Here is a 13807-nt window from a genome sequence, read left to right as displayed (position 1 = left end):
TGAGTTGAAATAACAGCAGTTATTCTGCAAGCAGAGGAGCGTTCTCTCAGGAGTGAAATGTGTTTGACATGAAAGTTAAATAATGTTAATCTATAACTAGCGTAAGCGACAACTAACCGCTCATGTATTCGCAAGAACCATGAGCGGCTATTTTTCTATTTTAATATTCGGTGAGAAAGGAGGAAAATTGTGAAGAGTCCATTTAAAATATTTTGGATCGTACTCGGTTTTCTGTGCCTGGGATTTGGTACCATCGGCATTGTGCTTCCGATTCTGCCGACAGTTCCATTCTATATGGCAACCCTGTTCTGCTTTGCGAAAAGTTCGGAACGGCTGCACAGCTGGTTTATTGGGACCCAATCATATAAGAAGCATCTCGACAGCTTCGTACAGCATCGGGCGATGACGGTAGGAACGAAATGTAAAATTATCGGGATGGTAACGGTTGTGATGGCGATCGGCTTTTTTGCTATGAAGAATGTGCCGATTGGAAGAATCTGTATTGCTGTGGTATGGATGTGCCATATTTTGTATTTCTTCCTGCGGGTCAAAACCGTAAAAACAGAAGATCATATCCTAGGAGAAACAAAATGAACAAAGTAGAAAAAAAGCGGCAGAAAGAACAGTACGTCGTGGAAGAGATGATCCGCCTGTACTGCCGGAAGAACCATGGAAAAGAGGGGCATGCATCCGGTGGGATGTGTCCGGAATGTCAGAAATTAGCGGACTATGCAAAACAGCGGAGCCAGAAATGTCCCTTCATGGAACAGAAAACATTCTGCGCAAACTGCAAAGTACACTGCTACAAGCCGGAAATGCGGGAAAAGATCCGCGCCGTTATGCGGTTTTCGGGGCCGAGGATGCTGCTGTATCATCCGATTTTAGCTATCTGGCATTTAATCTGCAGCATGAGAGAGAAGCGAAAAGCAAAAGCATAAAAGAGAGGTACTTATGATTAAAACAAGACTGGTGGGGCTGCTGTCCCACGCGAAAAAGTATATCGTGTACACGATTCTGTGGCAGTGGGCGGCGCTTCTGTCGCAGGTGATCGCGGTATTTACGATCGCCGATCTGCTGGAGCGGGTTGTGTATGGCGCGGTAACGGCGACGGCTGTGAAACGGACGGTTTTTATGCTGGCAATTGTTGTTGTGATCCGCTTTTTCTGCGAGCGGATGGGTGCGAGGTCTTCGTATCTTGCGTGTGTGGATGTGAAACGGATTCTGCGTGAAAAAATTTATGAGAAAATGCTGAAACTGGGGGCATCCTACAGCGAACAGGTATCATCCTCGGAGGTCGTACAGGTATCCACGGAAGGCGTGGAGCAGCTCGAAACCTATTTTGGAAAGTATCTTCCGCAGCTGTTCTACAGCCTGATTGCGCCGCTCACCTTGTTTGTGATCCTCTGCCGGGTGAGCATGAAAGCGAGCGTGATTCTTCTGATCTGTGTGCCGCTGATCCCGATTTCGATTGTGGTTGTGCAGAAGATTGCGAAGAAGCTTCTGAACAAATACTGGAGCATTTACACCGGCCTTGGCGATTCCTTCCTTGAAAATCTGCAGGGTCTGACGACATTAAAAATTTATCAGGCCGACCAGCAGAAAGCCGACGAGATGGATGTGGAATCCCAGAACTTCCGCCGGATCACGATGAAAGTTCTGACGATGCAGCTCAACTCAACGAGCGTGATGGACATCGTAGCATACGGCGGCGCGGCGGTTGGCATGGCGGTGGCGGTATCGGAATTTCTGAAAGGAAACCTCACCGTGTCCGGCACGCTCTGCATTGTGCTGCTGGCGAGCGAGTTTTTCCTGCCGCTTCGTCTGCTCGGATCATTCTTCCACATCGCGATGAACGGCATGGCGGCGAGTGACAAGATTTTCAAAATCCTCGATCTGCCGGAGCCGCAGACGGGAGAGCGGACGCTGCCGGACGGACCGCTGGATGTCGTGTTGGAGGATGTACATTTTTCCTATGAAGAGGACCGGGAAATCTTAAAAGGCATTGACCTGACGCTCCCGGCGGGCAGTTTTGTATCACTGGTCGGCGAATCCGGCTGCGGAAAGAGTACGATCGCGGGTATCCTTGCGGCAAAGAACCGTGGATATACAGGGCGCATCACCCTGGGCGGTGTGCCGCTCTCGGAAGTCGCTGAGACGGATCTGATGAAGCACGTTGTTCTGGTCCGCCACAATAGTTACTTATTTAAAGGAAACGTAGAAGAGAACCTGCGCATGGCGAAACCGGATGCGACGAAGGAGGAGATGGAGGCGGTTCTGCAGAAAGTCAATCTGCTGGGATTCTTACAGACACAGAACGGACTGCAGACAGAGCTTCTCGAAAAAGCAGGAAACCTCTCCGGCGGCCAGTGCCAGCGTCTTGTGATTGCGCGGGCGCTGCTTCGGAGCGACAGTGCGGTGTATATCTTTGATGAAGCCGCATCGAATATTGATGTCGAGAGTGAAGAGATGATCATGAATGTGATTCATGAACTCGCAAAGACGAAAACGGTATTGCTGATTTCCCACCGCCTTGCGAACGTCGTACAGTCAGATCAGATTTATTTCCTGAAAAACGGTACCATCTGCGAGCGTGGAACGCATGCGGAACTGATGGAACAGAACGGCGCATACCGGCATCTGTACGACAGCCAGATGGTACTGGAAAACTATGGAAAGCAGGGGAATGCATGATGCACGAGAAGAAAAATACAGCAAAACGCAGAAGCGCCCTCCGGATTATGGGAAGCCTGATCGGGCTGGTGAAGCCATTGCTTCATATTATGATGGCGGCAATTATTCTTGGAACAATGGGATATTTATGTGCGATCTTCCTGACGATTCTGGCAGGACAGGTCATCGTGCATGGCTTACTGACGGGCGCGGCAGGGACGAGCCTTTCGGTGCAAAACATGTGGCTTGTACATACCCCGGTAAAAACGATACTCACGGTGATGATCGTGATCGCGGTGCTGCGCGGCATTCTGCATTATGCGGAGCAGTACTGCAACCACTTTATTGCTTTTAAACTGCTGGCGATCATCCGCCATAAAGTGTTTGCAGCTTTGCGGAAGCTCTGCCCGGCGAAGCTGGAAGGACGGGACAAAGGAAATCTGATTTCGATTATCACAACCGATATCGAACTTCTGGAAGTATTCTATGCGCATACGATTTCCCCGATTGCGATTGCAGCATTAACTTCTTTGATTATGGTATGCTTCATTGGAAGATACCATGTTCTGGCAGGGCTGCTTGCACTTGCGGCGTATCTGACGGTCGGCGTTGTGATCCCGATGTGGAACGGAAAGCGCGGAAGCCAGAAAGGAATGGAGTTCCGGACAGGCTTTGGCGAGCTGAACAGCTTCGTGCTGGATTCCCTGCGTGGCCTCGACGAGACGATTCAGTACGGACAGGGCGAAAAACGGAAAGAGCAGATGTCAGGGCGGTCGAAAGAACTGACTTCTGTGCAGGAAAACTTAAGCCGCATGGAAGGCTCCCAGCGGTCTGTCACCAACATGGTGATTCTTCTGGCATCGTTCGGCATGCTGGCACTGACGATCTATCTTTACACGAAAGGCGGGATCGGATTTGAGGGAGTCCTGACCTGCACAATCGCGATGATGGGTTCCTTCGGCCCGGTCGTGGCGCTGTCCAGCCTGTCGAATAACCTGAATCAGACGCTGGCAAGCGGCGAGCGTGTGCTTTCCCTTCTCGAGGAAGCGCCGCTGGTGGAAGAAATTCCGGGAGATGCGGCATCCGGCGGTGACCACGCATTTGCAGGAGCCGAGGCGCAGAATGTAACGTTTGCCTACGAAGACGAGACGATTCTGGATCAGTATTCGCTGAAACTGGAACCGGGAAAAATCACCGGCATCCACGGCGCGAGCGGTTCCGGAAAATCGACGATCTTAAAACTTCTGATGCGCTTCTGGGATGTCCAGACGGGGCGCGTTTCCGTGGACGGAGCCGATGTCCGCGAAATCCCGACGAAGTATCTGCGCGATATGGAAAGCTATGTGACGCAGGAGACACATCTGTTCCACGATTCGATTGCGAACAACATCGCTATTGCAAAACCCGGCGCGACGCGGGAAGAAATTATGGAGGCGGCGAAGAAGGCGTCCATACATGATTTCATCATGACACTGCCAAACGGCTACGACACCGAAGTCGGAGAACTCGGCGATACGCTGTCCGGCGGAGAAAAACAGCGGATCGGTATCGCGCGGGCATTCCTGCATGACGCATCCATGATCCTGCTGGACGAGCCGACATCGAATCTTGATTCCTTAAATGAAGGAATTATTCTGAAATCCCTGAAAGAATCGGCAGAAGAGAAAACCATTGTGCTCGTATCGCACAGAGTGTCCACGATGAACGTCGCGGATGTGGTATATGAAATGGAAAATGGCCGGATTTCCTGATTTTACAGCACTTGACAGAGAAAAGACGATGTGCTACACTAACAGTCGTTAAAGAAAAAACAATTAAATATCGATGTGTAAGGTGTCGGACATGCGTGTCCGGTGAAAAGGGAAGCAGGTGTGAATCCTGCACGAACTCGTCACCGTATTTTGCAAGCAGGGGAATGATCCACTGGGAAACCGGGAAGGAGACCGATGCGCTGGAGTCAAATCCTGAAGCAATGAGCCGGGAGACCTGCCTTTCGCAGTACAGGAACGTTACGTTCGTGCCACGAGGAACTGGCAGTACAAAACAGGAAAGCGGACATTTGCCCCACAGCGGGTGAGATGGTTTTCTTTGTGATGAAAATACTGGAAGCCCCTCGTTGAAAAACGAAAGGGCTTCTTTCTATTTACGCGGGCAACGAGCCAAAGTCCGTGCTTGCACGAGACCTTAGCGACTGCCGCGATAACTTGAGAAACTCGCGGAGCGTGTTTCTCATAGTTTGAAATGTAAAACGTCCCCGATATTGGTTGTTGCAAAGATACCAGCAAATGGGAGGAAAACAAAAATGAAAAAGAAACTTGTAGTCGCTTTAATTTCAGCAGCTATGGTAACATCTATGCTCGGCGCATGCGGAAGCAGCAACGCATCCAGCAGCAGCGCAAGCAGCACAGCAACAAGCAGCGTAAGTGCATCTTCCGCATCTGAGGAAGACACCACAGCAGCAAGCAGCAGCGTAAGCGCATCTTCTGCATCTGAAGAGGTATCCGCAGATGCAGACCAGGAGGCAGCAGATAAAGTGGCAGCTTTGATTGACGCAATTTATGTACAGGAAAGAAATGATAACACCGACGAGCAGTGCAAAGAAGCAAAAGAGGCATGGGATGCCCTGACAGACGCACAGAAAGAACTCGTAGAAGGTGAGAACGCAGATCCGGATTACTTCGGAAGAGACACAGGGGATGCTTCCAAGGATGATCCGTTAAACGGAGACGAGATCGGCGAGAATGAGCTTCTGGTTGTAAGCTTTGGTACTTCCTTCAACGACAGCCGTGCTGAGGATATCGGAGGCGTTGAGAAAGCTCTGCAGGCTGCATATCCGGACTGGTCCGTAAGACGTGCCTTCACTGCACAGATCATCATCAACCATGTACAGGCCCGCGATGACGAGAAGATCGACAACGTAGATCAGGCACTGGAAAGAGCTGTAAGCAATGGCGTGAAAAAACTGATTATTCAGCCGACTCATCTGATGCACGGCGCAGAGTACGACGAGCTGAAAGAAGCAGTAGATAGCTATAAAGATAAATTTGAGTCCGTAACCATCGCAGAGCCGCTGCTTGGCGAGGTTGGAAGTGACGCTACCGTAATCAACGAGGACAAACAGGCCGTTGCAGAAGCAATCACGGCACAGGCAGTAAAATCTGCAAATTATGACAGTCTGGATGCAGCAGCAGAGGACGGCACTGCTTTCGTATTTATGGGACATGGTACTTCCCACAATGCAAAAGTAACTTACAGCCAGATGCAGACACAGATGGATACTCTTGGATACAAAAACGTATTCATCGGAACCGTTGAGGGCGAGCCGGAAGAGACCGCCTGCGAGAATGTGATCGAGGCAGTAAAAGCAGCCGGATACAAGAAAGTAATTCTTCGTCCGCTGATGGTTGTTGCAGGTGACCACGCAAACAACGATATGGCAGGCGAGGATGAGGATTCCTGGAAGAGCCAGTTTGAGGCATCCGGTGCATTCGATGAGATCAACACTCAGATCGAAGGTCTTGGAAGAATTGATGCTGTTGAGCAGCTGTATGTACAGCACACCAAGGCAGCTATGGACGGCAACGGCGTTCAGGACGATGCTGAATAATTAGGGGTTGTATTCCGAACGTAAAATAGAGTAAAATAAGATCCGGCAGTACGGCTGAAGAGACTCAGTGTGCTGTCGGATTTTAAGTTGAGCGGATGAAAAAGATCCGCTTCAAGGTGATACAAGGAGGAATTTTATTATGAGAAAAAAATTGGCAGTTCTTTTTCTTGGAGCAGCACTGACTGTATCCATGCTCGGCGCATGTGGCGGAAAGGATGCAGCGTCATCTTCTGCATCTGCAGTATCTGCGTCTTCTGCGGCAGACGCATCTTCCGCTTCTGTACAGGATGCATCTAAGGCAGAGAGCAGTACATCCACATCAGATGTTTCAGCAGAAAGCGCATCGGCAGCGGAGACTGCAGGAGAAAGCAGCGCATCAGAGCTGGAAGACGGTACGTATACGGCAGACTTCAATACAGACAGCAATATGTTCCATGTCAATGAAGCAAAAGAAGGAAAGGGTGTCCTGACGGTAAAAGACGGAAAAATGACCATCCACGTCAGCCTGGTATCCAAAAACATTGTCAATGTCTTTGTGGGAACAAAAGAAGAAGCACAGGCAGACGGCGCAGAGCTGATCGAGCCGACCACAGATGAGGTAACGTATTCTGACGGAACCACAGATGAAGTGTACGGCTTTGATATCCCGGTAGAAAAACTGGACGAGGATTTCAATGTTGCGATCATTGGTAAAAAAGGAACCTGGTATGATCATGTAGTCAGCGTATCCAATCCGGTACCGCAGGAGTAATCCCGGAAGAAAACAAAAGATATCCACAGAAGGCGAACCATTTTGCACCGTCTGTCCACAGAAATTGTGGAAAGAGAGGGGAAAAGCGGTTCGCCTTTGTGGATATCTTTTCTTATTTTTCCGGAAACAGTTTGCGGAACAGAAAACGGATGAAGGGTCCGCAGTACATGAGCTGCCAGAAGAAGGCAACCGGGAAGTTTAAAAACGTGGTCTGGAGCCAGACAGCAACGAATTCCTTTCCGGCATTTTTAAACAGCAGCGTTGCAATAAAACTCATAATCGGACACATAATAGCAATAATCATAATGGAAATTGCCAGCGTGATTACGATCGGACGATCCTGCGGTGTTACCATGCAAAAAGCTAATTTGTGAGCCAGATGATCCACGAGGAAAAACTCGAGGATAAAAGCGGCCGGCCACATGATTATCATCTCGTGAAACGCCATCAGAAAGACCTGATTTGTCATTCCGCCGATGTTCATGGAAATGTTGTAGCAGATCATGGCATAGACCATCAGAAAGGACATCATGAGGGTAAATACAACGTTTTGAAATTTTGTTTTTGGCATCGATTGTTCTCCTTTTCTTTGCAATTTTGAAAAATGGGCGCAAAAAAGACACATGTGTTGTTCGTTAACCAAGCAATGCACTTGTGCCGTTTCCAATCTGATACCAATCTTTTCTGCAGTTTTTAATTTTGAACCGTCGATTATTATAACGTCTCTGGCGGCGTTTGGCAAGAGGAAATTGAGAAATTTTTAAAAAAGACAGATAAACAAGAAAATTCGATGCGTGCTGGAAGCACGGTTTGGCGAATGGTGCGGGGAACGGCACCGGCGGGAAAAAGAATGGATTGCGAAACGGGAGCGGGATTGCTACAATAGAACATAGTGAAAACAAAGAGAAAACGCAAAAGGAAATCAATATTATGTCAGAGATCAGAAAAATCGAAAACTTTGCGGCGCCGGAGCTCGACGTGTATGCGCGTCTTTCAGAACCGCAGTTATTGCACTATTATGAACCGCAGCCAGGCCTTTTTCTTGCGGAGAGTCCGCGTGTCATCGAGCGTGCGCTGGATGCCGGATATGAACCGGTTTCGTTCCTTGCCGGAAGCGCAGAGCTTGCCGCAAACGAAGCACTCTTTGCGCACTGCCCGGACGCGCCGGTCTATACAGCAGAGACGAAGGTGCTGGAACAACTCACAGGCTTTGCCCTCACGCGCGGCATGCTCTGCGCGATGCACCGCCGCACGCTTCCGGCTATGGAGGAAATCTGCCGGAATGCCCGCCGCGTGGCGATTCTGGAAAATGTCGTGAACCCGACGAATGTCGGTGCGATTTTCCGTTCTGCCGCCGCGCTTGGCATCGATGCCGTGCTTCTCACATCAGGCTGCAGCAACCCGCTGTACCGCCGCGCCATCCGCGTGAGCATGGGAAATGTCTTCCAGGTCCCATGGACCGTGCTGCCAGGCGGCAGTTACTGGCCGGAGCAGGGAATTGCTGCACTGCAGGAACTTGGATTTTATACCGTTGCGATGGCATTAAAAGAAGACTCCGTTCCGATGGATGATCCGTCGTTGAAAACGCATGAAAAGCTCGCCATTCTGCTCGGAACCGAGGGTGACGGACTGGCAAGTGATACGATCGCTGAAACAGATGCAACCGTGCTGATTCCGATGACACACGGTGTGGATTCACTGAACGTCGCTGCGGCGAGCGCTGTCGCATTCTGGGAGCTGGCGGGAAGAAGATAAAGATGTTCCGTCGGTACCGGAGATTACGGAATAAAAATAGGATCAGAGATAGATTTTCGGGATGCATATTTTGATGCATCCCTTTTTGAATTTATGAATTTTGAAATTCCTTCCGATACATCTGCGGCGTACATCCCACTTTGCTTCGGAACTGCCGGTTGAAGTTGGAAAGGTTGCGGAAACCATTGTCGTACGCGATTTCGGACACACTCCGCGTCGTACTGCGCAGCGCCTCGCAGGCGGCTTTGATCCGAAGCTGTGTCAGATATTCAACGGCCCCGAGTCCGAAGGTCTGCTTAAAACAGCTCATAAAATAGCTTTTGCTCAAATGCGACAGCCTGGCAAGTTCCTCTATGGTAAGCGGGTCGGCGAAGTGCTCCTGGATATAGGCGAGCACAGGCCGCAGGTTTTCAGCAGCCGCAGGCATGGCGGGACGATCGGTGCAGAGTTCCGGCGATGCGGCGAGCAGATAGAAGAAGCGGAGCAGCTCACTTTTCAGCAGAAGATCGGAGACAGCAGAGTTTTCACGGATGCAGCGGAAAATCTGATGGACGGATGCAGAAAGTGCAGCATAACCGGAATGTTCGGGTGAAATCGGTGCCTGGATGCGGCGCCGGGCGGAGAAAAACGGCTGCAGAATTTCCGTGTAGCTGCGGTCGTCATACCCGCCGATCAGCATATTCTGGTGGAAAACAATCGTATCATAAAACATCGACTCCTGCTCGGCGGGCAGAATGGCATGTACGAGGTTCGGCTGAATCAGAAAAATATCACCGGCATGCGCCGTAAGCAGACGGTCCTCATACTGAAAATACCCCGTTCCGCGTTTGATATAATTCAGCTCCATCTCCCCGTGCCAGTGCAGCGGTACGCCGGGAAAATAGTCGGGCATCCGGCAGTCATAATAACTGTAGGGAACCTGCATGGAGCCGTGCTGGCGTTTTTCTTTCGCAGCAGAAAGCATCATAAAATCCTCCTCCCAAAAGCATGTCCGTAAAATGCCGGAAATGGCAGAGCGTGGCATGGATAAAATCAGTTAATGTTCACTCAGCAGTGAAACACTTGCTGTTTCGCTGCGTAAGAAAGTGATTCAGGTGTGAGCAGCCCTCCTTTTGCGAAGCAAAACTTTAAATGAGGGGTGCGAAGGTTACAGTTCGCTGGGTACCAGTGAACTGTAACTAAAATCATAGAATAGTATTAGAATGAAATAGGAAATTACTGGTATTTCAGCGGATACAGTAGTAATATATCATATAGAAACACTTGCTGCAACGACGAAAATACAGCAGAAATAAGAGCGAAAGAGGAAAAGAAAAAATGTCAAAATGGTTAGATAACGCAGTATTTTATGAGATTTACCCGCAGTCCTTCAACGACACCAACGCCGACGGAATCGGAGATTTCCAGGGTATCATCGAAAAATTAGACTACATCAAGGAACTGGGCTGCAACGCCATCTGGATCAACCCGTGCTTCCTGTCCCCATTCGGTGATGCAGGATACGATGTCGCAGATTACTGCCGCGTTGCACCGCGCTACGGAACGAATGAGGATCTGAAGAGAGTTTTCGAAGAGGCACACAAACGTGACATGCACGTTCTGCTCGACCTGGTTCCGGGCCATACATCTGTTGAGCATCCATGGTTCAAAGAATCCATGAAAGCAGACCGCAATGAATTTACAGACCGCTACGTATGGACCAATAACGTATGGGAAGCACCGGAAGGAATGGGAAGCCTGCGCGGCATTTCCGAGCGTGACGGCGCCTGCGCCATCAACTTCTTCTCCAACCAGCCGGCCCTGAACTACGGCTTTTATCAGCCGGATCCGGAAAAACCGTGGCAGCAGTCCTTTGATGATGAGGGACCGCAGGCAACGCTGGCAGCGATGGAAGATGTCATGAGATTCTGGCTGAACATGGGCTGCGACGGCTTCCGTGTCGATATGGCGGGCTCTCTGGTAAAGAACGATCAGGAAGGCAAAGGAACCATCCGCCTGTGGCAGCAGGTACGGAAATTCCTCGACGCCGAGTTCCCGGATGCAGCCATGGTATCCGAGTGGGGCGAGCCGGACAAATCCTTACAGGGCGGCTTCCACATGGACTTCCTGCTTCACTTTGGACCGTCCCATTACAACGATCTGTTCCGCTGCGATGAGCCATTCTTCTCCAAACGCGGAAAAGGAGATATCTCTGAGTTTGTAGAGACCTACAAAACCAACTACAATAAGACCGCACAGAAAGGCCTGATCTGCATCCCGTCCGGAAACCATGATATGGACCGTCTGGCACGCCGTCTGCAGGGGGATGAGCTGAAAATTGCTTTCGCTTTCCTTCTTTCCATGCCAGGTGCGCCGTTCATCTACTACGGTGATGAAATCGGTATGCGCTACGTCGAAGGCCTGAAATCCGTTGAGGGCGGATACAACCGCACCGGTTCCCGTTCTCCGATGCAGTGGGATGACAGCACCAACGCAGGATTCTCCAGCGCACCGGCCAGTGACCTCTACATCACCATGGACCCGGGCAAAGACCGTCCGACCGCCAAAGCACAGATGGCCGATCCGGATTCCCTGTACCACGAAGTTAAAAAACTCATCCAGATTCGCCAGAGCAGCAAAGCACTCTTAAGCCGCGGAACCATCGAGTTCGTTTATGCAGAGAAAAACCAGTATCCGCTGGCATACGTCCGTGAGGCTGAGGGTGAAAAAGTCCTCGTTATCATCAACCCATCCGACAAAGAGCAGTCCTTCCCATACAGTGCAGAGCTGAAGGATGCCCTCTACACGATCGGAGGAAAAGCAGAATCCAAAGACGGAACCATCACCATCCCGGCACAGTCCGCAGGATTCTATCATATCTGATCGAAAATAAAAATGACAGGGAGATCCAATCGAATTTTTTCGGAGGATCTCCCTGTTTTTAAATATGATACACTCTCAGCTCATGCAATGCCCTGGTCGCTGCAATATACTGCGCCTGCATCATTATCTCCCGTTTCTCGTCCTTCGGGAAAATAGAGAACACCTGATCAAACTCCAGCCCTTTCGCCAGATAAAATGTGGTAACCGTCAGTCCTTTCTTAAAACTGGAGCTGTCACGGTTCAGCCAAGAAAGCCGCTTCCCGCAGTCAAAATCTTTTTCTGCCAGAATCCCCCGCAAAATTAAATAAGCCCGTTCCGCCGTCTTCTCATCCGGTACAATCACCGCCGCCGTCTCATACGTTTTCTCATCTGGAAGCAGCGTATCCACTGCCTCCCGCAGAGCCGCCTCAAGATCCGTGACATCCCGTTCCAACACCGGCATTCCGTGCCGTTCAAACAGCTCCAGATCCGTCACGCCAATGAGATTTGCCGCATACGACGCAATTTCCACCGTATTCCGGTAACTCTTCCGCATCTCAATCCGCCGCAGATCCTTCCCGAAAATCCCCGGTAAAAACTGCAGTACATCCTGCTGCTGATCCGCCATCGTCTGCGCCCGGTCGCCGAGAATCGTCATCTTACAGGAAAACATCCGCCGGATAATCAGATACTGGAGCAGCGAATAATCCTGCATTTCATCAATCACCAGATGCTTAATATTCGACCGCTCCGCCTGCCGCGACAGGCGGTACTTCAGATACAGAATCGGATACACATCCTCATACCGCAGTTTCCGCTTCTCCAACGGCCGCCGCGGCAGCGTCTGATATCCCTCTTTCTTCAGAAAACGATTGTAGAGAACATAAAAATCCATCGTCTCATACATCTTCCGGAATTTTTCGATGAGCGGAATCCGCTCCTCCTCCGGCAGATCCCGGTTCAGCAGCGTCTCGATCTCGTCAATAAACGTCTCCGCCACCGCATCCATCCGCGAGAGCAGCGGAATATCCGCAAACTTGTCATAAAACAGCGTAATAATCTCCGATTCTGACTTCACAAACGACTTATACGAAACGTCTGAGAAATTCATCAGCTCGTCCTCAAGCTCCAGCGCAAATCCCTCCATCTGGTCCACAAACGCCTGCGACTGTTTTAAAGCAAACCGTTCTGCGGCTTTTGGATCCCGCATCTCCCGCTCAATCTGATCACAGCGATCCTCACAGTCCGCCGCCGTGTCCTGTAATTTGCGGTAAGCAAAGAGATCAAAACTCATCTCCTGAATATTCTCCTCACCGAGCTCCGGCAGAATATGTGAAATATAATCCGAAAATACCCCGTTCGGCGATAAAATCAGAATATTCGAAGACTTCAGATTCTGTCTGTCATGATACAAAAGGTAGGCAATCCGATGCAGCGCCACCGATGTCTTGCCGCTTCCCGCCGCTCCCTGAATTACCAGAATCCGGTCCTTCGTATTGCGGATGATCGCATTCTGTTCCTTCTGAATTGTGCGGATAATATTTTTCAGCTGTACCTCGCCGTTGCTGCCAAGCTCCGCCTTTAAAATATCATCATCAATTTTCACATCACTCTCAAATCCGTAAATCATCTTTCCATCCCGGATCTTATACTGCCACTTGGAACAGATTTCCCCTGTCATCTCGCCGCCCGGCGCCAGATAGGAAGCCGGCCCGCGGTCAAAATCGTAGAAAAGACCGCTGACCGGGCTTCTCCAGTCGTAAATCAGCGGCAGCTCGCCCGGCCGCTCCGCAAAATTGCCGATGCCGATATAGAAAATTTCCGGCTCATCATCCCCGTCATAGCAGAAATCCACACGCCCGAAGAACGGAGAATCCAGCATTTTCCGGAAGCGGCTCCGCAGAAGAAGCTGCTCCTGATTCGCATTCACCTGATGCAGCAGCGCCTGCTGATTGTCGTAATCCTCATATCCGTACTGGTCCATCTCGGTATAGTTCTGCCAGTAATAATCGTGCATATTTTCAATTTCTTTCTGTCCGTCCAGCAGAGACTGACTGATCTCGGCAAGACGCGCCTGCAGCTTTTCCAGCACAAAAGAAAGATATTCCTGTCCGTTTTTCTGGTCTGTCATAAAAGGAAACCTCCTCTTAAAAATATAATGTCGAGTGCCGGAAAACCCGGCT

11 protein-coding genes and 1 riboswitch are annotated in these 13807 nt (G+C 50.2%); of the genes, 8 read left to right on the top strand and 3 right to left on the bottom strand.

From position 1 onward, the window contains the following. Positions 1-189: 189 nt before the first annotated feature. The 6 genes from DWW13_RS06020 to DWW13_RS05995 all read left to right on the top strand — a co-directional run bounded on the left by DWW13_RS06020 (position 190) and on the right by DWW13_RS05995 (position 7028). A complete protein-coding gene (locus DWW13_RS06020; protein WP_117761007.1) occupies positions 190-594 on the top strand; it encodes a YbaN family protein in 405 nt (134 codons plus the stop codon). Next, complete coding sequence (locus DWW13_RS06015) at positions 591-938, top strand: nitrous oxide-stimulated promoter family protein (RefSeq protein ID WP_022462170.1); 348 nt, start codon at positions 591-593, stop codon at positions 936-938. The genes DWW13_RS06020 and DWW13_RS06015 overlap by 4 nt, the downstream gene beginning before the upstream one ends. A gap of 13 nt (positions 939-951) precedes the next feature. Then, entirely contained in the window at positions 952-2691 is a 1740-nt protein-coding gene (locus DWW13_RS06010) for an ABC transporter ATP-binding protein/permease (RefSeq protein WP_118719552.1), read from the top strand. Continuing rightward, entirely contained in the window at positions 2691-4421 is a 1731-nt protein-coding gene (locus DWW13_RS06005) for an amino acid ABC transporter ATP-binding/permease protein (protein ID WP_117761011.1), read from the top strand. The genes DWW13_RS06010 and DWW13_RS06005 overlap by 1 nt, the downstream gene beginning before the upstream one ends. 63 nt (positions 4422-4484) lie before the next feature. Beyond that, positions 4485-4678: riboswitch (cobalamin riboswitch) on the top strand. A gap of 294 nt (positions 4679-4972) precedes the next feature. Continuing rightward, positions 4973-6277, top strand: coding sequence for a sirohydrochlorin cobaltochelatase (locus DWW13_RS06000; RefSeq protein WP_117761012.1), 1305 nt, complete (start codon positions 4973-4975; stop codon positions 6275-6277). A 139-nt stretch (positions 6278-6416) separates the two neighbouring features. Continuing rightward, positions 6417-7028 (top strand): hypothetical protein, encoded by a 612-nt coding sequence (locus tag DWW13_RS05995; protein WP_022462174.1) that lies wholly within the window; start codon positions 6417-6419, stop codon positions 7026-7028. A gap of 112 nt (positions 7029-7140) precedes the next feature. On the opposite strand, the gene DWW13_RS05990 is transcribed toward DWW13_RS05995, so the two are convergent. Further along, positions 7141-7599, bottom strand: coding sequence for a DUF2798 domain-containing protein (locus tag DWW13_RS05990; protein ID WP_022462175.1), 459 nt, complete (start codon positions 7597-7599; stop codon positions 7141-7143). A 359-nt stretch (positions 7600-7958) separates the two neighbouring features. Between DWW13_RS05990 and DWW13_RS05985 the strand changes: the two genes are divergently transcribed. Next, positions 7959-8783: a TrmH family RNA methyltransferase gene (locus DWW13_RS05985; protein WP_022462176.1), complete on the top strand. Its 825-nt coding sequence runs from the start codon at positions 7959-7961 to the stop codon at positions 8781-8783. Positions 8784-8874: 91 nt separating this feature from the next. Here the strand turns inward: DWW13_RS05985 and DWW13_RS05980 are convergent, their stop codons facing one another. After that, complete coding sequence (locus DWW13_RS05980) at positions 8875-9750, bottom strand: AraC family transcriptional regulator (RefSeq protein WP_158579753.1); 876 nt, start codon at positions 9748-9750, stop codon at positions 8875-8877. Positions 9751-10100: 350 nt separating this feature from the next. Between DWW13_RS05980 and DWW13_RS05975 the strand changes: the two genes are divergently transcribed. Continuing rightward, positions 10101-11645, top strand: coding sequence for an alpha-amylase family glycosyl hydrolase (locus DWW13_RS05975; protein WP_117761016.1), 1545 nt, complete (start codon positions 10101-10103; stop codon positions 11643-11645). A gap of 58 nt (positions 11646-11703) precedes the next feature. On the opposite strand, the gene DWW13_RS05970 is transcribed toward DWW13_RS05975, so the two are convergent. After that, positions 11704-13755: a HelD family protein gene (locus tag DWW13_RS05970; RefSeq protein WP_118719548.1), complete on the bottom strand. Its 2052-nt coding sequence runs from the start codon at positions 13753-13755 to the stop codon at positions 11704-11706. Positions 13756-13807: the final 52 nt, after the last annotated feature.

The organism is Blautia sp. AF14-40 (assembly GCF_003479665.1).
GTDB classification, from domain to species: domain Bacteria; phylum Bacillota; class Clostridia; order Lachnospirales; family Lachnospiraceae; genus Fusicatenibacter; species Fusicatenibacter saccharivorans.
Note: the sequence above shows the minus strand (reverse complement) of the source record. Positions and strands in the feature narration are given on the sequence as shown.

What these genes read in the sequence shown, in the direction of transcription:
- DWW13_RS05980 (WP_158579753.1), bottom strand. Translation starts at nt 9,750, where the DNA reads ATGATGCTTTCTGCTGCGAAAGAAAAACGCCAGCACGGCTCCATGCAG.
- DWW13_RS05985 (WP_022462176.1), top strand. Translation starts at nt 7,959, where the DNA reads ATGTCAGAGATCAGAAAAATCGAAAACTTTGCGGCGCCGGAGCTCGAC.
- DWW13_RS05990 (WP_022462175.1), bottom strand. Translation starts at nt 7,599, where the DNA reads ATGCCAAAAACAAAATTTCAAAACGTTGTATTTACCCTCATGATGTCC.
- DWW13_RS05975 (WP_117761016.1), top strand. Translation starts at nt 10,101, where the DNA reads ATGTCAAAATGGTTAGATAACGCAGTATTTTATGAGATTTACCCGCAG.
- DWW13_RS06015 (WP_022462170.1), top strand. Translation starts at nt 591, where the DNA reads ATGAACAAAGTAGAAAAAAAGCGGCAGAAAGAACAGTACGTCGTGGAA.
- DWW13_RS05970 (WP_118719548.1), bottom strand. Translation starts at nt 13,755, where the DNA reads ATGACAGACCAGAAAAACGGACAGGAATATCTTTCTTTTGTGCTGGAA.
- DWW13_RS06010 (WP_118719552.1), top strand. Translation starts at nt 952, where the DNA reads ATGATTAAAACAAGACTGGTGGGGCTGCTGTCCCACGCGAAAAAGTAT.
- DWW13_RS06005 (WP_117761011.1), top strand. Translation starts at nt 2,691, where the DNA reads ATGCACGAGAAGAAAAATACAGCAAAACGCAGAAGCGCCCTCCGGATT.
- DWW13_RS06000 (WP_117761012.1), top strand. Translation starts at nt 4,973, where the DNA reads ATGAAAAAGAAACTTGTAGTCGCTTTAATTTCAGCAGCTATGGTAACA.
- DWW13_RS05995 (WP_022462174.1), top strand. Translation starts at nt 6,417, where the DNA reads ATGAGAAAAAAATTGGCAGTTCTTTTTCTTGGAGCAGCACTGACTGTA.